This is a genomic window from Flavobacterium resistens, assembly GCF_900182645.1.
GTDB lineage: Bacteria > Bacteroidota > Bacteroidia > Flavobacteriales > Flavobacteriaceae > Flavobacterium > Flavobacterium resistens.
Map to the genome: position 1 here is coordinate 46,776 of NZ_FXTA01000003.1, position 25,613 is coordinate 72,388.

Genomic DNA, 25,613 nt, shown 5'->3' on the forward strand with positions numbered 1-25,613 from the left:
TCTGAGCTTCGGTCAAAACCGATTAATGATTTTACTGGGACAAATTTGATTAATTAATGGTTTTCAGAGGGAGCAATAAAATCCGTTTTTGGGTATAATAATGTCTCACGTATACATTTTACCCATGTTTTGTAGCTAAAAAATGACGTTACTATAAAAAATGTCTGGAAAAATTACAGAACACATAAATAATTAAGAATCCATTATGAAATCCAAATCCAGAAAGCATTTAAATAAAAAGCAGCAATATGATATTGCTGCTTTCTTTTTTTAATCGATTCAAATTATTTATCCGCCGGATTCCTAATTTCATCAAAAGTGTTTAAACATTTTAAACAATAAATATTACGTTTTTATTCAATCCTTATTTGTTTAAAGTTTCTATTTTAGTTTTAAACAAAAAAAATCCAAATCCCAATTTAAATTGGAATTTGGATTTTTAAATATTTGGAATTCTATTTTTTTAGTCCAAAATAAAACTAACACTTACATTCGCTGTAATTTCAATTTCACCGATTGCTAAAGTTTCGTTAGAAGCTCCCATAGCATCTGCTGATTCTTTCATTCGCATAGCAGCGTACATTGGCTGTGGATGATAAACTTGAGAATTATCAGAAATAACAAAAGCTTTTCCAACTTTTTGACCTAAAACAGAAACATAATCGTCTGCTTTTGCTTTTGCATCTTTCATTGCAAGTTTTCTAGCTTCAGCTTGTAATTGAGCTTCTTTAGAAGATTCAAAAGTTACTCTGTCAATTCGGTTAATTCCTTGCTGAACCAAACCTTCCATCAATTCATCATATTTAGACAAATCTTTTACGATGATTTCTACAGTTTGTGTCGCATTATAACTCGTTTTTTTCTTTTCGTAATCATACTGCGGGTTCAAAGCGACTTGTTTTGTTTTGAAATCAGCTGTTGGGATATTCATCTTTTTAATGAATTTTAAAACAGCGTCCATTTTTTCGTCATTTTGTTTTTTGACGTCTTTAGCATTATTCCCTTTTGTTTCAACCGTAGCCGAAATACAAACCTGATCAGGTGCTACTTTTACTTTTCCTTCCCCGTTAACATTAATAAGAGGTATTTGTTTGGTTTCCTGGCCGTAAGACATAGTCATAAACATGATTGTTAAAAATAATACTAGTTTTTTCATTTTTGTTATATTTTAAATTATTGATAAGGACATTTCAAAAGTTATGCCAGCCTTACAATTTTCCTAATTTAGCCATCCCAAAAAGTATAATAATTGGAATTGCCAATAGAATTGTCATTAAAGTATGATCAACAATTAAAGAAGGATCTTTAATCAAAGTAATCAAATACCCGCCTATAGCACCTCCAAAGTGTGCTGTATGTCCAATATTGTCATTTTTGGCTTTCATTCCATAAATAGAATACAATAAATATAAAATTCCGAATAAATATGCCGGTATCGGAATTATGCCATAAATTCCTAATGTCATATCGGGCTGCAATAAAATAGCCGAATACAAAACTCCTGTCACAGCGCCGGAAGCACCAACTGCACGATAACTATAATCGTTTTTATGAAAAAGCATGGTAAGCAGATTTCCAAAAATCAAACTTCCAAAATAAATCAAAACAAAAGAAAAATCACTTAACAAGCTTGAAACAACAGGCGCAAAACACCAAAGTGTAAACATATTAAAAGCCAAGTGCATAAAATCAACATGCAAAAATCCCGAAGAAAGCATTCTTATCTGTTCTCCAGAACGAATACTTCCAACATGAAATTCATATTTTCTGAAAAAAGCATAATCGTTAAAACCTTTATAACTAAAAAGAACATTGGCAACTATAATTCCAATCAAAATAGCATTCATAAAACATATTTATTGTGAATGGTAAATATAGTCATTCTTGAACACAAGTCCGTCACTAACCAAAATATAGGCATCTATTCATTTTTACTTTATATTTGTAAAAAAAAATTACATGCAATTTCTTGTTTATATTTTAGCCTATCCTTTACTTTGGCTTATCTCTATACTCCCATTTCGGTTATTTTACTGGTTTTCAGATTTCGTTTATTTTCTGGTTTATCATGTTATTGGCTATCGCCGAAAAGTAGTTCGTGAAAATTTGGCTTTGGCTTTACCACATTTAAATGACGCTGAAAGAAAAGTTATTGAGAAAAAATTCTACAGTCATATGTGTGATATGTTTTTAGAAATGATCAAAACCATGAGTATTTCTCCGGAAGAAATGGAAAGAAGATTTAAAGTAACAAATCTTGACTTGGTATTGGATTATGCTAAAAAAGGAAAAAGCGTGATTCTGGTTGCTTCTCATTATGCAAGTTATGAATGGCTTATGACAATCAATCCAAAAATTGGTTTTCAGGGTGTTGCTGTTTATAAAAAACTAGCTAATCCCTATTTTGATAAATTAGTTCGAAAAATTCGCTCTAAATACAAAACCGAAATGATCGAAACCCGAAAAGCAATTCCGACAATGGCACAAAACCAGCGCGACGGAACTTTGAGCATGTACGGTTTAGCAAGTGATCAATCTCCTAAATTAGATCGAATTTTCCACTCGATGGAATTTATGGGAGTTGAAGTTCCTGTACATACAGGAGCCGAAATGCTAGCTAAAAAATATAATCTGAGCGTCATTTTTGCCAATGTTAAAAAAACAGGAAGAGGTTATTATGAAGCTACATTTATTCCTATTGCTGATAACCCAAAAGATTTTCCCGATTTTGAAATTACAGAAATGTATTTGAAAGAAGTCGAAAAACAAATTCTTGCAAAACCAGAATATTATTTATGGACACACAAACGATGGAAACATCGGGTTGATTCCTAATTTTATAAAAAACAGAGTCCAAAAAGAAGAAATACTTTTTGGACTTTTTTGTTTATGAAAGTCAGGCGGCAATAAAAACTATGTTTTAAAGCACTCAAACAGATTTTTGATGTGTTTTTGTAATGATTTTTGTTGAATTAAAACAGAGGCAAATTTAGACAAACGATATACATTTGAGGCTGACTAAAACTATCCAAAAACCATTGCAAAATTAATACCCATGATCAAAAAATTACTTTTTACGTTTTTAATAATTTGTTTTTCGAAACCCGTTTTTGCTCAAAGTCCAAAACGAGGTATAGCTTACGGACAAAACACTGCTGCTGATTTAATGGCTCTAAAACCCGGAGTCTCATGGTGGTACAACTGGGGAAGAATCCCTGAAAATGATACCAATACCAATTACGCTTCTATTGGCGTTGAGTATGTTCCTATGGCTTGGGGAAAATTAAATGATAACGAAGTACAGACTTTTATTGACAATATTAAACCCGGAGCAAAATATTTGTTGGCTTTTAATGAACCTAATTTTACTGATGGTGCACGTTTAACACCTCAGGAAGCGGTAAATGCATGGGCGAATGTCGAAAAAATTGCTGCTGCCAAAAACTTAGAAATCGTCAGCGCATCTCCTGCTTATAATGGACCAAACAATTATGGAGGATTCAGCGATCCGGTTGCATGGCACGACCAATTTTTTCTTTTATGTCCAACTTGCAAAGTCGATTATATTGCTTTTCATACTTATGATAATACAGCAGGTTCGGTTATTGGAGTTACAGGAAATCTTAAAAAATACAATCGCCCAGTTTGGGTAACTGAATTTGCAAACAGAGTTATTCAAAGTGAAGCCGATAAAATCAGTTTCATGAAAACTATTGTAAGCAGTTTTGAAAATGATCCAGATATTTACAGATATTCTTGGTTTACAGGTCGAGTTCCTGCCGATTGGACTGATATGCTAGAAGGACAATTGTTAAGCCCAACAAGTGGCGTTTTAAAGCCAATTGGAACAGCTTACGTCAACGAAAGTTATACTTCTAAAAAAATGAATGTTCCTGGAAAAATTACTGCAAACAAACATTATCGCAGAAAAGGAACTGGTTTACAAGCCACAACAGATTCTGATACAGGACAAAATGTATGTTTTATAAATGAAGGAGACTGGAATGAATTTTTATTAAATGTGGCTGATGCTGGAACTTACAATCTAAATTTTAGAGTAGCCGCGCCTGCTATAAACGGAAAATTTGATATTTTGGTAAACAATGTCACAGTAAAAACCGATGAAACATTTCCTGCAACGGGAGGATATCAAACTTATACAGATAAAATCGTAAGTGGTGTTACACTTCCTAAAGGAGAAGTTTATCTGAAAATTAAATTCAAATCAAACGATATGAATTTTAATTATATTGATGTTACTGCCGGAAATCTAGGAGTGAATGATCCAATTGCTGAAAAAGATTCTTTTACAATTTATCCAAATCCGGTTAGAAATCAATCTACGCTTCATATAAAATCATCTTCAACTGAACCTTTGACTTTGAAAATAGTTGATATGAGTGGGAAAGTTTGTTTCGAATCTAAAGATTATTTTACCAATGAAGATATTAAAATTGGCGAAAAACTTGCTACTGGAGTTTATATCGTAAATGCTTCTTATGGAAAAATCCAGAAATCAGTAAAAATTATCAAAAACTAAATATATCTAACCAAAAAGAAAAGCCTCTTTTGAAATTTCAAAAGAGGCTTTTTGTATTTAAAATGATAAAATTATAATCCTGCGATTACTTTAATTTCATCAATAATTCTAAGTGCTAATTTATCTGCTGATTCTTGCGTTCCTGATTCAGTATAAATACGAATAATTGGTTCTGTATTTGATTTTCTTAGGTGAACCCATTCTTCGGCAAAATCTATTTTTACACCATCAATTGTCGAAATATCTTCGTTTTTGTATTTGTCTGTCATTGCAGCTAAAATTGCGTCAACATCAATTTGTGGTGTCAATTCAATTTTATTTTTGCTCATATAATATTCAGGATAAGAAGCTCTCAATGCAGAAACTGATATTTTTTTGTTTGCTAAATGCGTTAAAAACAAAGCAACTCCAACCAAACTGTCTCTTCCGTAATGCAATTCAGGATAAATGATACCACCGTTTCCTTCTCCGCCAATAATTGCATTATTTTTTTTCATCAATTCCACAACATTCACCTCTCCTACTGCACTCGCTTCATAACCTCCATTATAAGATTTAGTAACATCTCTTAAAGCACGTGAAGATGACATATTCGAAACTGTATTTCCTGGAGTTTTGCTCAAAACATAATCTGCGCAAGCAACAAGCGTATATTCTTCACCAAACATTTCACCGTCTTCGCTGATGAAAGCCAAACGATCAACATCTGGATCAACTACAATTCCAAGATGCGCTTTTTCTTTAACTACCAATTCTGAAATATCAGTCAAATGTTCTTTTAATGGCTCAGGATTGTGTGGAAAATGCCCGTTTGGTTCGCAATATAATTTTACAACTTCAACACCCATTTGTTCCAAAAGTTTTGGAATAACGATTCCGCCTGATGAATTTACACCATCAACTACCACTTTAAATTTAGCCGCTTTTACGGCTTCAGCATCAACTAATGGAAGATTTAGAACTTCATCAATATGAATATCCATATAAGCGTCATTAACTGTAATTTCTCCCAAACTGTCAACGTCAGAAAAATCAAAAGCTTCAGCTTCGGCAATTTCAAGAATTTTTGCTCCATCAGCACCGCTTAAAAACTCCCCTTTTTCATTCAATAATTTTAAGGCATTCCATTGTTTTGGATTATGAGATGCTGTCAAAATAATTCCGCCATCTGCTTTTTCCAAAGGAACAGCAACCTCTACAGTTGGTGTTGTCGAAAGTCCGAGATCAATAACATCAATTCCTAAACCTATTAAAGTATTCACTACAAGATTGTGAATCATTGGCCCTGAAATTCTGGCATCACGACCAATTACAACTGTTAATTTTTCTTTTGAAGTATTATTTTTCAGAAATGTTCCGTATGCCGATGCAAATTTCACCGCATCAACAGGAGTCAGGTTATCACCAACTTTTCCTCCTATCGTTCCACGAATTCCGGATATCGATTTTATTAAAGTCATTTTTTTGAGTTAAGGTTATTTTATTACAAATATAAAAAAGTTACTAATGTTCTAAGATACTAAGCTGCTAAGATTTTAAAAAAAGATGCTACGGTTCTAAGATACTAAGTTGCTAAGTTGCCGTGATTTTAAATAATTATCAAATTTAAAAATTGCAAAAGACTTCAATAAATCGATATTAAAAACTTTTCATACATTTACTAAAATAACATAGTTCCTTAGTATCTTAGAGCCTTAGCATCTTAAAAACACATTTGCTAAAAAACTTAATTACTTAGTATCTTAGAACCTTAGTATCTTAAAAAAATGAATTTCCTAGCCCACATATATCTTTCAGGCGATAATGATTTGATCAAAATTGGTAATTTTATGGCCGATGGCATTCGCGGAAAACAATTTGAGCATTTCCCAAAAGATGTTCAAAAAGGAATTCTTTTGCATAGATTTATAGATACTTATACTGATTCTCATGATATTTTTAGACAAAGCACCAAGCGTTTACATGAAAAATACCATCATTACGCAGGCGTAATTGTGGATATTGTCTATGATCATTTTTTAGCCAAAAACTGGACAAAATATTCGGATGAAAATCTGGAAAGTTTTATAAACCGATTTTATAAATCCTTAGATGAAAATTATTCGATTTTAACCGAAAAAACACAAGGTTTGATGCCTTATATGATCGAAAGAAACTGGCTTTTAAGTTATAGAACAGTAGAAGGAATTCACCAAATCCTCACACAAATGGATCGAAGATCGAAAAACATGTCAAAAATGCAATATGCCAGCGAAGAACTAAAAGAGTTTTATACCGAATTTGAAGAGGAATTCACGCTGTTTTTTGAAGATCTTCGTTTGCATGCCAATCAAAAATTAATCTCCTTATAAATTCAAACCGATAGATTATAGTTTCAGTTATGAAAAAAATTTCGTTTTTATTCTTTTTTATATCGTTGTACAGTTTTGCACAGCAAGCTGTCCATCCAACAGGTTTAACCGCTTCAAAAGCAATGGTTGTTTCGGCTCGCGAAGAAGCTTCAAAAATTGGTGTTGAAATAATGAAAAAAGGCGGCAATGCGTTTGATGCAATGGCTGCTACAGAATTAGCATTGGCTGTTGCGTACCCATATGCAGGAAATCTTGGCGGAGGCGGATTTATGGTTTACAGAAAAGCAAACGGTGAAGTTGGAAGTCTTGATTATCGAGAAAAAGCACCGCTCGCTGCCTCAAAAAATATGTTTTTGGATAAAGACGGAAATGTCATAAAAGGAAAAAGTACCGAAACAGCTTTGGCAATTGGAGTTCCTGGAACAATCGCAGGAGTTTTTGCAGTTCACAAAAAATTAGGTTCGCTGCCAATGTCGGAAATTTTAAAACCTGTAATTGCCCTTGCCGAAAAAGGAGTTGTAGTAACATTAAAACAACAAAAACAACTTGAATCCTACCATGACGCCATTGTAAAAGCTAATGGTCCAAATACACTTATGGCTGGAAATTTCAAAGAAAAAGACACCATAAAGTATCCTGCACTTGCCAATACCTTAAAACGAATTCTGAAAAATGGAAAAGATGAATTTTATAAAGGCAAAACAGCACAAATTTTAGTTGATTATTTAAAGAAAAAAGGCGGAATTATTACGCTTAAAGATTTGGCACTTTATGAAGCAAAATGGAGAAAACCGCTTCAATTTGACTATAAAGATTTAAAAATAACTTCGATGGCACCGCCAAGCAGCGGCGGAATCTGTCTTGCACAAATCCTGAAAATGGTTTCACCGTTTTATCTTTCAAAAATGGGTCATAATTCTGAGAAGTCTATACAAGTTATTGTAGAAGCTGAAAGAAGAGCATATGCTGACAGAAGCCAGTTTTTAGGCGATCCTGATTTTGTAAAAATTCCAATAAACGGACTTTTATCAGACAGTTACCTAAAAGAACGAATGTCAAATTTCAATTCCGAAAAAGCCACTTTATCATCGGATATTAAAGAAGGAAAAATCACGTATAGCGAAAGCACAGAAACAACGCATTACTCGATTGTAGATCAATTTGGAAATGCTGTTGCAGCCACAACCACAATCAACGACGGATTTGGTTCAAAATATTATTGCGATGAACTGGGCTTTTTCCTAAACAATGAAATGGACGATTTTAGTGCAAAACCAGGATCTCCAAATATGTTTGGATTAGTTGGAAACGAAGCCAACAGCATTGCGCCACAAAAAAGAATGCTGAGCTCCATGACACCAACTATTGTAGAAAAAAATGGAAAACTTTATATGGTGGTAGGTTCTCCAGGCGGATCAACCATTATTACCTCTGTATTGCAAACTATTTTAAATGTTTACGAATATAATTTGAGCATGCAGGAAGCTGTAAATGCACCACGTTTTCATCATCAATGGTTGCCGGATTTAATTACTTTCGAACCTAAAACTTTCAGTGACAAAACATTAGAAAGTTTAAAAGCAAAAGGATATTTGATCAACGAAAAAACGACGCCCGTAATTGGTAAAGTGGATGCAATTTTAGTTTTGCCAGACAATACTCTTGAAGGAGGTGCCGATTTTCGCGGTGATGACAAAGCTGCAGGATTTTAAATCAAAAAGATTTACATCAAAAAATTATACAAAATTGAATGTTTAGAGCTAAATTTGTATCCCCTGGTAACTTTGTAATAAAATTATGATAAAACGACTTTTTCGAAAACTAGAAAGCATTATTGCATTAGCTCAATCCTTGTTGACGCCAAAGCAATTTATTTTTTTATCGAGTGTGTTAGTCGGTATTTCATGCGCTTTTGCTGTAATTGTTTTGAAAACTTTTGCGCATAGCGTTTTTTCATTTGCAACTTATATCAACGGGACTTTAAAATTAAGTTTCATCAACAGTATACTTCCAATAATTGGAATTTTATTGACTGTTCTTGTTATTAAAAAAGTTTTAAACGGAACAATCCAAAAAGGAACTTCGCAGATATTATATGCAGTTGCAAAAAAAGCAAGTATAATCCCGAAAAAACAAATGTATGCGCAGATTGTTACAAGCTCTTTGACTGTTGGTTTAGGAGGTTCTGCCGGATTAGAAAGCCCAATTGTAATTACAGGAGCCGCTTTTGGATCAAATTATGCCCAAAATTATAAATTAGCTTATAAAGACCGAACTTTATTAATTGGATGCGGTGTTGCTGCCGGAATTGCTGCTGCTTTTAATGCTCCAATTGCGGGAGTTCTTTTCGCAATTGAAGTTTTATTAGTCGATGTGAGTATTTCTGCCTTTACGCCAATTATGATTTCTGCGGCAACGGGTGCTTTGGTTTCTGCAATTGTTTTAGATGAAACTATTTTACTGTCGTTCAAAAAACAAGAAACTTTTAATTATCATAATATTCCTTTTTATGTGATATTAGGAATTTTGACCGGTTTAGCTGCCATATATTATTCAAGAAATTTTCAGCGTGTTGAGCATTATTTTGGCAAAATGCAGATTGATCCTTATAAAAAAGCTTTGATAGGTTCATCGCTTTTGGCTTTGCTGATTTTCGTTTTTCCAACATTATTTGGTGAAGGATACGAAAGCATTAAAACCTTATCTGAAAGTGATCCTGGGCAATTATTAGACAATACTTTATTTGCTAATTTTAGAAACAATCAATGGGTATTGCTTTTGTTTATAGGCTGTACCATGATGGTAAAAGTCTTTGCTTCCGGGCTTACAATTGGTAGCGGTGGTAACGGAGGAAATTTTGCTCCTTCTCTATTTCTTGGTTCTTATTTGGGTTATTTTTTCTCAAAATTGATAAGTTTAACCGGTTTATCGCATTTGCCAATCAGTAATTTTACTATGGTTGGAATGGCTGGAATTTTGAGCGGATTATTTCATGCGCCATTGACCGCAATTTTCCTTATTGCCGAAATCACCGGAGGTTACGGACTTATGATTCCGCTTATGATCGTTTCATCAATTAGTTTTGCGATTTCTAAACGTTTTGAGAAATATTCGCTTGACGTAAAAAATCTGGCAAAAAAAGGTCATGCCTTTACCAGCAACAAAGATTCTAATATTCTATCGACTTTAGATATTGATACTATTATTCAATGTGACTATCTTACCGTTCATCCTGATGAAAATTTAAGCAAGCTCGTTGATCTTATTTCGCATTCTAATCAAGTCGTATTTCCGGTTGTCAACAACGAAAAAGATTTGGTCGGAATTGTACATTTTAATGACATCCGAGAAATCATTTTTAATGCTTACCGGGTAAAATACACACAAATAAAAGATGTTATGAAAACTCCTGCTGCAACCATCTCATCTTATGACAGCATGGAAATCGTAATGACAAAGTTCGAAAATTCAAAATCGGCTTTTCTACCTGTGCTTCGAAATGAAAAGTATTATGGTATCATTTCAAAATCAATTGCACTTGAAGCTTACAGAATGAAACTGCGATCGATGACGATTGAATAAATGATCAAAATACTTTAATCGAGCTACTTATTTTGTTACTATTTGTAACATAAACTTTTGCTATCGAGCACAAAAAGAACAAATCAAAGTGGTAACTTTGCGTTTTGCTCAAAATTATGCTAGATAAAGACAATACTATTGAAGTTCTTGGTGCAAGAGTTCATAATCTTAAAAATATCGATATATCTATTCCGCGTGAAAAACTGGTTGTAATTACTGGTTTATCTGGTTCGGGAAAATCTTCTTTGGCATTTGATACGATTTATGCTGAAGGGCAACGCCGTTATGTTGAAACTTTTTCGGCATACGCCAGGCAATTCCTTGGAGGTTTAGAACGTCCGGATGTAGATAAAATCGACGGACTTTCTCCTGTAATTGCAATTGAACAAAAAACGACAAGTAAAAGTCCGCGTTCTACCGTTGGAACAATTACTGAAATTTACGATTTCCTTAGACTTTTATTTGCGCGTGGTGCTGATGCTTATAGCTACAATACCGGCGAAAAAATGGTTTCGTATTCTGATGAACAAATTAAAGATTTGATTATTCAGGATTATAACGGAAAACGAATTAACATTCTGGCGCCAGTTATTAAAGCCCGAAAAGGACATTATGCTGAATTATTCCAACAAATCACCAAACAAGGATTTCTAAAAGTTCGTGTAAACGGAGAAGTTCAGGATTTGATTTCAGGAATGAAATTAGACCGTTACAAAACGCATGATATCGAGATTGTTGTAGACAGAATGGTTATTGAAGACAATCCAGATACTCAAAAAAGATTATCGGAAAGCATCAATACAGCCATGCATCATGGTGAAAATGTTTTAATGATTTTAGATCAGGATTCAAATGAAGTACGTTATTTCAGTAGAAACTTGATGTGTCCTACAACGGGTATTTCATATCAAAATCCGGAACCGAATTTATTTTCTTTCAACTCACCAAAAGGTGCGTGTCCCCATTGTAACGGATTGGGAACTGTGCATGAAATCAACGTTAAAAAGATTATTCCGAATCCGAAATTATCCATAAAAAGTGGAGGTTTTGCTCCGCTTGGCGAATACAAATCTTCTTGGATTTTCAAACAATTAGAAACCATTGGAGAAAAATTCGGGTTTAAAATTACGGATCCGATTGAGAAAATTCCGGAAGAAGCCATGACCATGATTTTGTATGGTGGAAAAGACAAATTTGCTATCAATTCAAAAGATCTTGGAGTAACTAGAGAATATAAAATCGATTTTGAAGGAATTTCTAATTTCATCAAAAATCAATACGACGAAAGCGCCACAACCAGCATAAAACGTTGGGCAAAAGATTTCATGGACGAAATTGACTGTCCGGTTTGCGAAGGTTCTCGTTTGAAAAAAGAAGCTTTATTTTTTAGAGTAAATGAAAAAAATATCACCGAATTGTGTGATATGGATATTTCAGATTTAACAGCCTGGTTTTTGGATCTAAATAGTCATTTAACTGACAAACAGCTTTTAATTGCTTCTGAAGTTGTAAAAGAAATCAAAGACCGTTTGAACTTCCTGATGAATGTCGGTTTGAATTATTTGGCTTTAAGCCGAAGTTCAAAATCGCTTTCTGGTGGAGAGGCGCAGCGTATTCGTCTGGCAACACAAATTGGTTCTCAATTGGTTGGTGTTTTATATATTTTGGATGAGCCAAGTATTGGTTTGCACCAAAGAGATAACGAAAAATTGATCAAGTCTTTAGAACAATTACGCGATATAGGAAACTCTGTAATTGTTGTTGAACACGATAAAGACATGATCGAAACGGCCGATTATGTAATTGATATTGGTCCTAAAGCAGGAAAATATGGCGGAGAAATTATCAGTATTGGAACTCCAGCAGAAACTTTAAAATCAGATACTATTACTGCTCAATATTTGAATGGTAAAATGAAACTCGAAATTCCGAAAAAACGTCGCGAAGGAAACGGAAAGTTTTTAAAATTAACTGGAGCAACAGGAAATAATCTAAAAAATGTTTCGATCGAAATACCTTTGGGACAATTAACTTGTGTTACAGGAGTTTCGGGAAGCGGAAAATCAACTTTGATTAATGAAACGCTGTATCCGATTCTGAATGCTTATTATTTTAATGGCGTAAAAAAACCGCAACCTTATAAAAAAATTGAAGGCTTAGAACATATTGACAAAGTAATTGATATCGACCAAAGTCCGATTGGAAGAACACCACGTTCGAATCCGGCAACTTATACTGAAGTTTTCACTGAAATCAGAAACCTGTTTACAATGACTTCTGAAAGTATGATTCGTGGCTATAAAGCCGGGCGTTTTAGTTTCAACGTAAAAGGAGGACGCTGTGAAACCTGCGAAGGTTCTGGTGTACGAACGATCGAAATGAACTTTTTGCCAGATGTTTATGTAGAATGTGAAACTTGTCAGGGAAAACGTTTCAATAGAGAAACTTTGGAAATCAGATATAAAGGAAAATCTATTTCGGATGTTTTGGATATGACAGTGGATGAAGCAGTTCCTTTCTTTGAAAACATTCCTAAGATTTACAGAAAAGTAAAAACAATTCAGGATGTTGGATTAGGTTATATTACGCTTGGTCAACAAAGCACAACACTTTCTGGTGGTGAAGCACAACGTATTAAATTGGCAGGAGAATTATCCAAAAAAGATACTGGAAACACATTTTACATTCTTGACGAACCAACAACGGGATTGCATTTTGAGGACATTCGCGTTTTAATGGATGTTATCAATAAATTGGTTGATAAAGGAAATACAATTCTTGTTATCGAACATAATATGGATGTTATCAAACTTGCCGATTACATAATTGACATTGGCCCTGAAGGTGGAAAAGGCGGCGGGCAATTGATTGCAAAAGGAACTCCGGAAGAAGTGGCGAATAACAAAAAGAGTTATACGGCTAAGTTTTTAAAGAAAGAGTTAGAATAAATACATCTTTGTCAAAGTTTAAAACTTTGACAAAGATTCTTTCCATTGTTAAATTTTAATACTAATAATTTTATATTTTAGTATTAAAAATCAAACAATGAAGTCAGTTTTATTATTCGTTGCAATAGTAACATTCTCATTCAGCAATTACGCACAGACAAAGAAAGATAGCCTAAGTAAAGCTGTTCGTGAACGGGTTAAAAATGTTTTAGAATCACAATCTGACAATCCTTATTTTACTAGAGAAGAAAGTGATGCGGAATATCAAAACGAAAACGACACTTTTCAGACTTTAGCGAAACCAAGTGAAAATAGTGATCTAGCAAACTTTTTTAAAATATATCTTGAAAAGAAGCTTCTCAAAAAAATTGATTTCTCTGAAGTTAAATGGTCTTATTTGTATAAAAATATTTCGCGTAGCGAATACAATTACACTATTCGGCTGACTTTTGAAATAAGCAAAACTGGCAAAGCCTCAGGCTTTAAAATTTATACTGGAGATAAAGATTTAGACAGAAAAGTTGTTGAGATTTTCAAGAAATATCCGCTGGAAAAACTTGCTCTCACAGAAGCTGATAAACATGGAAGAATAAGCATTCAACTATTTGCAAAGGCAAAGGAAAACAAAAACACCATAATAAAAGCCAGCACATATGCCGTAGTCGATCAGCTTCCAACAGTAAAAGGTTGTGAAAATCTTCAAACAAACTGGCAAATAAACAACTGTCTTTATGAAAGATTATATGATTATATTTTGCAGAATATTTCTCTAAAGACAATCAACAAGCAAGAACTTCGCGGCGAGATTCTTTTTAGGCCACGTTTCACAATCGATTCAAAAGGAAAAATTGTTCATGTAAATTCGATCGCTCCAAACAGCGTTATTAAAAACGAAATTGATCGCTTGATTACATCATTTGACCAAGTTCTTGTTCCGGGAACCAGAAATAATATTCCAAAAAAAACGTATTGCGACGCTTATAGAACAATAACAATTGAGAATTTGAATTGAAAACAACAATTAGCAAATCCTCTTAACTTTTACTTTTAAGTGCTGTCACTTTTTAAATTAATGTATTTTTAATTATCTGATAATGAATCAAAAAATAAAAAATCCTTATTTTACAAGACGGCATTCAGATTTTAAACTTCTCTTTTTGTAACAATTCTAATAAAAAGTGTTAATTTAGCATCCGCCTTTTTTCAAAAATTTGAGCTTTAAATAAAAATGTTTCGATTAAACCAATTGTTCAATTGAAACCGATTGCCCTAGCCCTGATGGAAGCGGCATCCTTTTTCTGGCTTCTTTAGCCAGGAAAAGATATAGCGGACAGCAGGATCAGCTCCTTCTCCTTTAACTGCGCTTGGGATTACAGCTAAAAGAATCGGCATAAATAAAAATATAAATTATAAAATACCTAAAATGAGATTAGAAGATTTTGATAATGATGAAGATAAAGTAATCCAAGACAGTTTAAAACAAAAAACTTGGAATGAAATAAGAACCAATGACAGCTGGGCGATTTTTAAAATCATGTCCGAATTTGTGAATGGTTATGAAAGCATGGGACGAATTGGACCTTGCGTTTCGATTTTTGGATCGGCGAGAACAAAACCGGACGAAAAATACTATCAATTGGCTGAAAAAATTGCTTTTAAAATTAGTAAAGCTGGTTATGGCGTAATTACGGGAGGAGGCCCAGGAATTATGGAAGCCGGAAATAAAGGTGCGCATTTAGGAGGCGGAACTTCAGTTGGTTTAAACATCGAACTGCCTTTTGAACAACATTTCAATCCTTATATCGATCACGATAAAAACCTGAATTTCGATTATTTCTTTGTGAGAAAAGTTATGTTCGTTAAATATTCGCAAGGTTTTGTGGTTATGCCTGGAGGTTTTGGAACTTTGGATGAAATGTTTGAAGCGATTACTTTGATTCAGACAAAGAAAATTGGAAAATTCCCAATTATACTTGTTGGAGTTGAATTCTGGTCAGGATTAATTGATTGGGTAAAAACGGTTTTAGTAGAAAAAATGCATACCGTAAGCCCAGAAGATTTGAACTTATTTAAAATTGTTGATACTGAAGATGAAGTTGTTGATGTTTTAGATAAATTCTACAAGAAATACGATTTGAGTCCGAATTTCTAATTTTTCACGACATAAGTCATATAAGCTATTTGTCTGATACTTAGCAGTATCAACTTCATTTACTTATAATATGATTAAATTTTAAGAGCTGTTTTTTAAAACAGCTTTTTTTATGCTATTTTTACAAAAAACCGAAACATCTTTATGCTCGTTACTTAATATATATCAATAATTTTTTTGCGCCACTATTTGAAATCATTTTTTAAAATTATCATCCTGTTTTTTGTTTTATTGAGTTCGATAAAACAATATGCACAACATCAATCTAAGATGGAAGTGGCGGTTAACCTCGACCTTAAAACGCTTAATGTCAGACAGGATATTACGTATTACAATACTTCTAACGATTCATTGATTTCGATTGTTTTGAATGATTGGAACAATGCCTTTTCGGATAAAAATACACCGCTTGCGAGACGATTTTCAGATGAATTTTATAGAGGTTTTCATCTAGCAAAACCTGAAGAAAGAGGAAATACAACTATTTTGAATCTTACTGATTCTGATAATATGGCGCTCGAATGGGAAAGAACAGATAAAAACCCTGATTTTATTGTTATAAAACTAAACCGAAAACTGCGTCCGGGTGAAAAAATGGATTTGCATTTGACGTATATTGCAAAAATTCCGAGTGCAAAATTCACGCATTATGGTTTTGATCAAAATGGCGGAATGAATTTAAAAAACTGGTTTTTAACTCCTGCCCGATTTGAAAATCATCGTTTTGTAAAAAACAACAATTTCAATCTTGATGATATTGCCAATTCAGTTGTTGATTATCAGCTTGAAATAAAACTTCCTGCAAAATATTCTATTAGTACAGATTTAGATTCGGTTTCAAAAGACGAATCAAATCCTTCGTTTACAAGTTATCTTTTTTCAGGAACTAACAGAACCGATTTTAATGTTATTATTGAAAAACAAAATAATTTCAGAAGTTATACAACTGGTAATTTAGAAGTAGTTTCGGATTTAAAAACAAAAAAACTGAACGAAATTCAAAGAGCGATAGTCATTAACAGAGTGGCTTCTTTTGCAAATCAATTTATTGGAAAATACCCACATTCAAAAATCACTGTTTCACAGGCAGATTATGATCGAAATCCGTTTTATGGATTGAATCAGCTTCCTTCCTTTATTAGTCCGTTTTCAGATGAATTTATATTTGAAATTACGTTTCTGAAAACCTATCTGAACAATTATCTAAAAAACAGTCTCCGATTAGATCCAAGACAAGATAATTGGGTTTATGACGGAATTCAGATTTATGCGATGATGAAGTACATGGAAGAAAACCATTTAGATCAAAAAATGCTGGGAAGGCTTTCGGACATGAAACTCTTTAAAAGTTATAACATTACCAATCTGACTTTCAACGAGCAATACAGCTATTATTATATGCTGATGGCGCGAAAAAATTTAGATCAGCCACTTGGTGATCCAAAAAATACGCTTATTAAATTCAACGAGCAAATAGCAAGTAAATATCGCGCTGGTTTAAGTTTGAGTTATTTAGATGATTATTTAAACCATAATATTGTTCCAGAAAGTGTTCAGGAATTTTATACGCTGAATAAATCACAACAAACGAATCGATATGATTTAGAAACAATACTGAACAAAAAAAGCAATAAAAATATTGAGTGGTTTTTTAGAACTATTATTGAATCACGTGATATTATTGATTATAAATTCACTGATGTTTCAAGAACAAAAGACAGCGTTCAATTTTCAATAAAAAATGTTACAGGCGTTTATGCACCAATTCCAGTTTATGGAATGAAGAAAAACGAAATAGCTTTTAAGGAATGGATTGAACCCAAAAACAATGATTCTGTTTATCATTTTGAGCGAAAAAATGCCGACAAATTAGTACTGAATTACGACAACGAAGTTCCGGAATACAATCAGCGTAATAACTGGAAATCCTTAAAAAGCATTGCGATTACCAATCGTCCAATCAAATTTAATTTTGCTAAAGATTTAGAAGATCCTTATTACAATCAAATTTTATATATCCCGACCTTGACCTATAACTATTATGATGGATTTACGCCGGGAATTCGTTTTCATAATAAAACAATATTAGACAAACCCTTTAATTTTGACATAAATCCCGCTTATTCTATTAAAGCAGGGACAATATCAGGCTCTTCTGCATTTTCATGGAATCAATATTATAGAAACAGCACACTTTATAATGTTAGATATTCTATCAGTCAGAATTACTTTCATTATGCGCCCGATGCAGCTTATTTTAGACTAAACCCAATGGTGCAATTGCGCATTCGTGAAGAAAACTTTAGAGACAATCGAAAACAGCTGATTATGTTTCGTCAGGTAATTGTAAATCGTGAAGCAAGTCAATATATTACTGATAATTCAAAACCAAACTATTCTATTTTTAATGCGAGATATTCGAACATAAAAACAGAATTGGTCAATCATTTCAGTTATATGAATGATATTCAGTTTTCTGGAGATTTCGGCAAACTTTCAGGCGAAGTTGAATACCGAAGATTATTTGAAAACAATCATAAATTAAATTTACGATTATACGCAGGAATGTTCCTTTATAATACAACAAATTCAGATTATTTCAGTTTTGGTTTAGACAGACCGACTGATTATTTATTTGATTATAATCTTTTTGGACGATCAGAATCTACGGGATTTTTCAGTCAGCAATATGTAATTGCCGAAGGTGGATTTAAGTCACAATTAGAGCCATCATATGCAAATCAATGGATGACAACTATGAATGCCAGTTATGCCATCTGGAACTGGGTTGAAGTTTATGGAGATGTTGGTTTCCTGAAAAATAAACATCAAAAAGAGTTCTTTGCATACGACAGTGGTATTCGTTTAAATTTGGTTCCAGATTATTTTGAACTCTATTTTCCGGTTTATTCAAATAATGGATGGGAAATTGCACAAAGTAATTACAACGAAAAAATACGATTTGTAATCACTTTTTCTCCAAAAACATTACTCAATCTTTTCACTAGAAAATGGTTCTAATCGAATAAATTTTAAACAAAAAGTTGTATTATTATTATATAAATTGATTTTTCACTGAAAATTACATAAATAAAATACGTAGTTTTTTGATTTTAAATACAAATAATTAAATTATATTTATTTTAAAGAATTATGATTATTGATTGTTTTTAAGTAATTTCGCAGTCTAAACATGACCATTAAAGATTATGATAAAAGAAAAAAGCAATACTACTTTGACATTTGAAGATTTCAAAACTGAGGTATTGAACGACTACAGAATTGCCGTAACTAGCCGTGAATGTAGTCTTTTAGGTCGTAAAGAAGTATTAACAGGAAAAGCCAAATTTGGAATATTTGGAGACGGAAAAGAAGTACCGCAGCTTGCAATGGCAAAAGCTTTCAAAAACGGTGATTTTCGTTCAGGATATTACCGCGATCAGACTTTTATGATGGCGATTGGCGAATTGACTCCAAAACAATTTTTCGCTGGTTTATACGGTCACACCGATTTGGATTTTGATCCAATGTCTGCCGGAAGACAAATGGGCGGACACTTTGTAACGCACAGTTTAAACGAAGACGGTTCGTGGAAAGACTTAACTAAACAAAAAAATTCAAGTTCAGATATATCGCCTACAGCAGGACAAATGCCAAGATTATTGGGATTAGCACAGGCTTCAAAAATTTACAGAAATGTTGACGGAATTACCATCAAGGATAAATTTACTGTAAACGGAAATGAAGTTGCATGGGGAACTATTGGTAACGCAAGTACATCTGAAGGATTGTTTTTTGAAACCATAAATGCTGCCGGAGTTTTACAAGTTCCGATGGTAATGAGTGTTTGGGATGATGAATACGGAATTTCGGTTCATGCCAGACATCAAACTACAAAAGAAAATATCTCAGAAATCCTTAAAGGATATCAACGTGATGAAGATTCTAAGGGTTACGATATTTTTAGAGTTAAAGGCTGGGATTATGCTGAATTAGTTTCAACATATGAAAGAGCCGGACAAATTGCACGTGAAGAACATATTCCGGTTTTAATTCACGTAAATGAATTGACACAACCTCAAGGTCACTCTACATCTGGTTCGCACGAACGTTATAAAAACGGAGAAAGATTGGCTTGGGAAAGAGATTTTGACTGTATTCGTCAAATGCGTTTATGGATGATTGCGATTAATATTGCATCGCCAGAAGAACTTGAAGTGATTGATTTTCAATTGAAAAAAGAAGTTCTTGAAGCTAAAAAAGAAGCTTGGAATTCCTTCATTAATCCAATTATTGAAGAACAAAAGAATCTTTTGGCTTTGTTGGAACAAATTGCAGAAGCAAGTATCAACCACAAAGACAGAATCAGAAAATATATTTCGGAATTAAGTGCGATTAAAGCGCCACTTAAAAAAGAATTACTGGTTTATGCGAGAAAGATTCTTCGTTTTATTGAAATTCCAAATAGTAAAGTGATCTTAAGAGAATGGATTACTAGATTCTTGAATGAAACTCAGGAAAAATTCAGCAGTAACTTACATTCTGAATCAGATAAAAATGTTTTCTCAGTTCAAAAAGTACTTCCTGAATATGGAGAAAATGCGAAAGCTGATATTGACGGAAGAATGCTTTTACGCGACAACTTTGACGCTTTGTTTGCTAAATATCCAGAAACTTTAATTTTTGGTGAAGATGTTGGAAACATCGGAGACGTAAACCAAGGTTTAGAAGGAATGCAGGAAAAATACGGAGAACTTCGTGTTGCCGATGTTGGAATTCGTGAAGCAACGATTATCGGTCAGGGAATCGGAATGGCTTTGAGAGGTTTGCGCCCAATTGCTGAAATTCAATATCTAGATTATTTATTATATGCCATCCAAATCATGAGTGATGATTTGGCTACATTACAATACAGAACTGTCGGAAAACAAAAAGCACCATTAATCATCAGAACGCGCGGACACCGTTTAGAAGGTATCTGGCACTCTGGTTCTCCAATGGGAATGATTATCAATGCGATTCGCGGTATTCACGTTTTGGTTCCAAGAGACATGACACAAGCTGCAGGTTTTTACAACACACTCTTAGAATGTGATGAACCGGCTTTAGTAATTGAATGTCTAAACGGTTACCGTTTAAAAGAAAAAGCGCCATTGAATTTTGGTGAATTTAAAACGCCAATTGGAGTAATTGAAACTATGAAAGAAGGTTCAGATATTACTTTAGTTTCTTACGGATCAACTTTAAGATTAGTTCAGCAAGCAGCAGCAGAATTATTAGATTTAGGAATTGACTGTGAAGTTATCGATATTCAATCTTTACTTCCATTTGATATCAATAAGGATATTGTAAAAAGTATAGCAAAAACGAATCGTCTTTTAGTAATTGATGAAGATGTTCCTGGAGGAGCTTCAGCATTCATTTTACAGCAAATTTTAGAAGAACAAGACGCTTACAAATATCTTGACAGCAAACCACAAACTCTTGCTGCAAAAGCCCACAGACCAGCATACGGAACTGATGGCGATTATTTCTCAAAACCTTCTGCCGAAGATATTTTCGAGAAAGTGTACAACATGATGAATGAAGTTAATCCTTCTAAATTTCCTAGTTTATACTAAGGATTTAGAATATTTTAGATAAAAGAAAAGCTCCAATAATTTTGGAGCTTTTTTATTTTATAGACCAAGTAACCCTAACGTTTGTCATTCCGAGGAATGACAAGATTCTGGGTAATGTTATTCAAATTAATTAAATATCTTTAAGCATCATTCTCGCCTTCTCTAAATCCTCAGCCGTATCAATTCCAATTCCAACATGAGTAGTTTCGACCATTTTAATACGTTTTCCAAATTCTAAATAACGAAGTTGCTCTAACTTTTCAGAAGCTTCTAAAGATTTCATTGGAAGGCTGTAAAAATCCAATAAAGCCTGTTTTCTAAAAGCATAAATTCCGATGTGTTGAAAATATCTCACCCCAACATTTTTCTCTCTCGGATACGGAATTACAGAACGAGAAAAGTACAAAGCAAACTGTGATTGATCAACGACTACTTTTACATTATTAGGGTTATTGATTTCGTCTTCGTTTGTGATTTCACGCATTAATGAAGCAAGATCAACTTTTTTATCTGGATCATTTTTAAAAACAGATAAAACCTGCGCTAAAGGCTCTGCTTCTGTAAAAGGCTCGTCTCCCTGAACATTTACCACAATATCAACATCAAGATTAGCAATTGCTTCGGCGATTCTATCACTTCCTGATTCGTGTTCTTTGATGCTCATAATTGCTTTTCCACCGTTGGAAACTATTTCGTCAAAAATCAAATCCGAATCGGTTACAACAAAAACATCAGCAAATAATTTTGTAGAAACTGCTGCTTCGTAGGTTCTTAGAATTACTGTTTTTCCACCTAAATCCTGCATTAGTTTTGCAGGAAAACGTGTTGAAGCATATCTGGCTGGAATTACCGCTATTATTTTCATTCTTATATTTTACTGAGTTTAAAAAACTCAAAATTTAGTAATTTAATTTTCACTGGTTTTAAGTGTTTGCAAATATGCAAAAATTACTTTTAAATTTTCTGTTTTTCTATTTCTTAAAAGGATGAAAATCATGTTCAAGAATATTAAACCAAAACTGTAACATGAAGATAAGTTGCGGGAATTAATGTAGAATTTTCGTCATTACTTTGGTTTTGGCTATTAACTAATCCTTCAAGTTTAGCATACAAATCCGAAGTTTTCCCATTTTGTTCAGCAGCTTCAAAAGCATTCATAGTTGGACCATAATAATTCTTCAATCGATCTAGCCACTCCGAAGGTGGGAATGCTGCTTTAAATGTAAAGGTCTCTCTCTCAAAAGAAATATTTTCTTTAGGAACACCCGCATTTGTAAATCTTTCGATTACGTTATCCTCAATACCCCAAAGCATCGGGCTTACAAAACCTTCAGGAGGCGGTGGTGTAAATTCAGAGCTAATCTTCAAGATTTGTGCAACCAACGTTGGATCTCCCGGTATCCAATTACCCATAATAATTTTACCTCCAGGTCGTGTAACACGAACCATTTCTTTAGCAACATCAAAAGGTTTTGGAGCAAACATTGCCCCAAAAATACTCATCGTAACATCGTAAGATTGATTTTTCAATTCATTCAAATCGGTTGCGTCACCTTCTTTAAATTCAATATTAACCAATCCTTCCTTTTTTGCTCGAAGATTGCCAGCTTCAACTAAATTTCTTGCTATGTCAACACCTAAAACATTGGCTCCTAATTTTGCCGAAGGTATTGCGGTAGTACCATCTCCACAGCCGAGATCTAAAACGTTAGTATTTTCTTTAATTCCAATTTTAGCAACCAATTCCGCACCACTTTCTCTCATAGATTCTGCAACGCGCGTAAAATCGCCTTTTTCCCATAATGCTTTGTTTGGATTCATCTTAATTTCATCAGTGATTATAGTGCTGATTCCGCACTTTTACTTAATTTGTAAACATCTTCTATCCTTTTTTTAATTATCACCAGTTAATCACAAAAGGCATTTAAAAAACTACTCAAAAAGAAGACACAAATCAAACAACCAACTGATAAACAATTACTTATGTAAAAATAAACAAATTTAGACAAAACATTTTACTATCTCATCAAATTTATTTTTTAAACAAATTGTGTAGATTATAACTTTAGACCATTATTGCATAAATGTAAAACGATTAGAAAACTTTGAGGTGTTCTTCTGCTATTTCCATGTAAAAACAACTATACTATACACAAAGAGCTTTCTAAAATATTTTTATAACATTTTCATTAAAGCATTGCTATTTAATTTCTTAGAATCTTTTTATTTTTATGTAAAAAACATGAAAAGAACCTTTACTTCTATCCTGCTCTATTTCTTTTTAATTTTTACTACCAATACTTTTTCCCAGAATAAATCCATCAATGCATTTACAAATCGAATTTTTGATGAAAAAGGTTATCGCCCATTGGGTGATTTAAAATGGAAATTTAAAACAGATGGCAAAATCTTTTCCTCGCCAATTGTTAAAAACGGAGCAATTTATATAGGAAGTGAAGACGGTTTTTTATACTGCATCAATGAAAAATCAGGAAAAATAAACTGGAAATTTAAAACCAATGGCGCAGTTCATAGTTCGGCTAGCATCGATAATAATATTGTTTATTTTGGAAGTTTCGACGGGTATTATTATGCCGTAAATGCAACAACCGGCAAAGCAATCTGGAAGTTTAAAACCAAAGGCGAACATTGGTACCAAGAAATTGGAATGTGGGGAATGAAGCCAAGCGAGATGCTAATGGACGATTTATGGGATTTTTATTTGTCATCGCCCGTTATTTATAAAGACAAAAATACTGCTTTAGTCATTTTTGGAAGTAGTGATGGAAATATGTACGCTGTCGACTCAAAAAACGGTACTTTAAAATGGAATTTCAAAACCAATGAACCAATTCACAGTACACCAGTTATTGCAAAAGACAAATTATATTTTGGAGGTTGGGACGGAATTTTCTACGCTTTAGACTGCAAAACCGGAAAAGAGAAATGGCATTTTTCAACTGAAGTTAAAACTGGATTTAAAGGTATCCAAGCTTCTGCTGTTGTTGCAGATGGATTAGTTTATTTTGGCGCCAGAGACCCTTTTTTGTTTGCGCTTGATACAGAAACCGGAAAATTAGTATGGAAATACAATGCAGAGAATTCCTGGATTTTGAGCTCGGCTATTGTTCAGGATAATACACTTTACGTTGGAACTTCTGACACTTATGCTTTATTAGCCCTTGATTCAAAAACAGGTCAGGAAAAATACAGATTTAAAGGAAACGGCTATATTTATTCTTCACCAGCAATATCAGGAAACACGGCTTATTTTGGAGATTTTAGCGGTAATTTTTTCGCTTTAAACTTGCTTTCAAACGGAAAAGAATCAGCTTTTGTAAGTACTGAAAATAGAAAAAAATATGCTCCTGAAATTCTAAATAATAATCATCTTGATTTTACATACGTTTCCAAACAAGCCGATTTATCTGTTTATGCCGAAAACCAAAAAGTAATGGATGAATTTTACAAATTAGGACCAATTGTTTCGTCGCCATTTATAAGCAACAATACGATTTATTTTGGAAGCACTGATGGTTATTTATATGCCTATAATTTAAAAAAAGAATAAAACTTTACATTATTTTTACTGAGGTCATACTCAAAGAACCTGCTAATAATTTATCGTTAAAAAGTTCCAATTCATCAGTTTTATCTTTTAGACCTAAAGTATACAAAAGCGGTAAATAATGATCCGGAGTTGGAATTGCAACTTGAACTGCTTTATTCATTTTTTCAAAATCAATCAGCGGCTGAAAATTCCCATCTAATAAATAATTATTTACAGTTTCTCTGGCTTCAATTGCCCAGTCGTAACCGTAATTGTCTTTGTCAAAATTCCTGAAATCGACCAAACGAAGATTATGGACAATATTCCCGCTTCCGATTATCAAAACGCCTTTGTAACGCAAGGCTTGTAATTTCTGCGCCAATTCAAAATGGTATTGCCCTGATTTTGTATAATCAATACTCAACTGAATCACCGGAACATCGGCATTTGGATATAAATGTTTAATAACACTCCACGCGCCATGATCCAAGCCCCAATGTTCGTCTAATTCGACCTGAACTGGATCTAATATTTTTTTAGTTTCAACTGCTAATTCCGGGCTTCCTTTTGCCGGATATTGCACGTCAAAAAGCGCTTGCGGAAAACCCCCAAAATCATGAATGGTTCTTGGCATTTCCATAGAAGTAACTTTTGTTCCTTTGGTAAACCAATGCGCCGAAACACATAAAATTGCATTTGGCTGCGGTAAAGTTTTGGCCAAATTTCGAAAACCAGCTACAAATTGATTTTCTTCAATGGCATTCATTGGACTTCCATGTCCTAAAAAAAGAACCGGCATTTTATCTGTATTCGAAAACATTGATGAAATCGAATGTAAATCGTTTAGTGTTGTCATTGTTTAGATTTTT

General features: G+C 33.4%; 17 protein-coding genes. 11 read left to right on the top strand and 6 right to left on the bottom strand.

The features are described from left to right. Positions 1 to 463: 463 nt before the first annotated feature. Both FN795_RS11660 and FN795_RS11665 read right to left on the bottom strand, forming a co-directional pair. Positions 464 to 1,156, bottom strand: a complete 693-nt coding sequence (locus FN795_RS11660; RefSeq protein ID WP_142450769.1) for an SIMPL domain-containing protein — start codon at positions 1,154 to 1,156, stop codon at positions 464 to 466. A gap of 52 nt (positions 1,157 to 1,208) precedes the next feature. After that, positions 1,209 to 1,847, bottom strand: coding sequence for a rhomboid family intramembrane serine protease (locus FN795_RS11665; RefSeq protein ID WP_142450770.1), 639 nt, complete (start codon positions 1,845 to 1,847; stop codon positions 1,209 to 1,211). A gap of 112 nt (positions 1,848 to 1,959) precedes the next feature. Between FN795_RS11665 and FN795_RS11670 the strand changes: the two genes are divergently transcribed. Together FN795_RS11670 and FN795_RS11675 are read left to right on the top strand one after the other, a co-directional pair. Further along, positions 1,960 to 2,835, top strand: coding sequence for a lysophospholipid acyltransferase family protein (locus FN795_RS11670; protein ID WP_142450771.1), 876 nt, complete (start codon positions 1,960 to 1,962; stop codon positions 2,833 to 2,835). Positions 2,836 to 3,055: 220 nt separating this feature from the next. Then, entirely contained in the window at positions 3,056 to 4,540 is a 1,485-nt protein-coding gene (locus tag FN795_RS11675) for a glycosyl hydrolase (protein WP_142450772.1), read from the top strand. A gap of 71 nt (positions 4,541 to 4,611) precedes the next feature. Here the strand turns inward: FN795_RS11675 and glmM are convergent, their stop codons facing one another. Continuing rightward, positions 4,612 to 6,000, bottom strand: a complete 1,389-nt coding sequence (gene glmM, locus FN795_RS11680) for a phosphoglucosamine mutase (protein ID WP_142450773.1) — start codon at positions 5,998 to 6,000, stop codon at positions 4,612 to 4,614. A 306-nt stretch (positions 6,001 to 6,306) separates the two neighbouring features. Between glmM and FN795_RS11685 the strand changes: the two genes are divergently transcribed. From FN795_RS11685 to FN795_RS11720, 8 genes are all read left to right on the top strand, one after another. After that, the gene (locus tag FN795_RS11685; RefSeq protein WP_142450774.1) at positions 6,307 to 6,891 is read left to right on the top strand and encodes an acyl carrier protein phosphodiesterase; all 585 of its coding nucleotides are present in this window, start codon (positions 6,307 to 6,309) and stop codon (positions 6,889 to 6,891) included. Between the two features lie 29 nt (positions 6,892 to 6,920). Then, complete coding sequence (ggt, locus tag FN795_RS11690; RefSeq protein WP_142450775.1) at positions 6,921 to 8,603, top strand: gamma-glutamyltransferase; 1,683 nt, start codon at positions 6,921 to 6,923, stop codon at positions 8,601 to 8,603. Between the two features lie 85 nt (positions 8,604 to 8,688). After that, the gene (locus tag FN795_RS11695; RefSeq protein ID WP_142450776.1) at positions 8,689 to 10,473 is read left to right on the top strand and encodes a chloride channel protein; all 1,785 of its coding nucleotides are present in this window, start codon (positions 8,689 to 8,691) and stop codon (positions 10,471 to 10,473) included. Between the two features lie 116 nt (positions 10,474 to 10,589). Continuing rightward, positions 10,590 to 13,421: an excinuclease ABC subunit UvrA gene (uvrA, locus tag FN795_RS11700; RefSeq protein WP_142450777.1), complete on the top strand. Its 2,832-nt coding sequence runs from the start codon at positions 10,590 to 10,592 to the stop codon at positions 13,419 to 13,421. 97 nt (positions 13,422 to 13,518) lie between these two features. Beyond that, complete coding sequence (locus FN795_RS11705; protein WP_142450778.1) at positions 13,519 to 14,433, top strand: hypothetical protein; 915 nt, start codon at positions 13,519 to 13,521, stop codon at positions 14,431 to 14,433. Between the two features lie 411 nt (positions 14,434 to 14,844). Beyond that, positions 14,845 to 15,573 (top strand): LOG family protein, encoded by a 729-nt coding sequence (locus tag FN795_RS11710; protein ID WP_035650835.1) that lies wholly within the window; start codon positions 14,845 to 14,847, stop codon positions 15,571 to 15,573. Positions 15,574 to 15,843: 270 nt separating this feature from the next. After that, positions 15,844 to 18,594, top strand: coding sequence for a gluzincin family metallopeptidase (locus tag FN795_RS11715; protein ID WP_142451294.1), 2,751 nt, complete (start codon positions 15,844 to 15,846; stop codon positions 18,592 to 18,594). A 188-nt stretch (positions 18,595 to 18,782) separates the two neighbouring features. Continuing rightward, positions 18,783 to 21,194, top strand: coding sequence for an alpha-ketoacid dehydrogenase subunit alpha/beta (locus FN795_RS11720; RefSeq protein WP_142450779.1), 2,412 nt, complete (start codon positions 18,783 to 18,785; stop codon positions 21,192 to 21,194). Between the two features lie 130 nt (positions 21,195 to 21,324). Here the strand turns inward: FN795_RS11720 and kdsB are convergent, their stop codons facing one another. Together kdsB and FN795_RS11730 are read right to left on the bottom strand one after the other, a co-directional pair. Continuing rightward, positions 21,325 to 22,059, bottom strand: coding sequence for a 3-deoxy-manno-octulosonate cytidylyltransferase (gene kdsB / locus FN795_RS11725; protein ID WP_142450780.1), 735 nt, complete (start codon positions 22,057 to 22,059; stop codon positions 21,325 to 21,327). Positions 22,060 to 22,202: 143 nt separating this feature from the next. Then, positions 22,203 to 23,015: a class I SAM-dependent methyltransferase gene (locus FN795_RS11730; protein ID WP_142450781.1), complete on the bottom strand. Its 813-nt coding sequence runs from the start codon at positions 23,013 to 23,015 to the stop codon at positions 22,203 to 22,205. A gap of 421 nt (positions 23,016 to 23,436) precedes the next feature. On the opposite strand from FN795_RS11730, the gene FN795_RS11735 reads away from it, so the two are divergent. Next, positions 23,437 to 24,765, top strand: a complete 1,329-nt coding sequence (locus FN795_RS11735) for an outer membrane protein assembly factor BamB family protein (protein ID WP_142450782.1) — start codon at positions 23,437 to 23,439, stop codon at positions 24,763 to 24,765. 4 nt (positions 24,766 to 24,769) lie between these two features. Here the strand turns inward: FN795_RS11735 and ygiD are convergent, their stop codons facing one another. Then, entirely contained in the window at positions 24,770 to 25,600 is an 831-nt protein-coding gene (gene ygiD, locus FN795_RS11740; protein ID WP_142450783.1) for a 4,5-DOPA-extradiol-dioxygenase, read from the bottom strand. Positions 25,601 to 25,613: the final 13 nt, after the last annotated feature.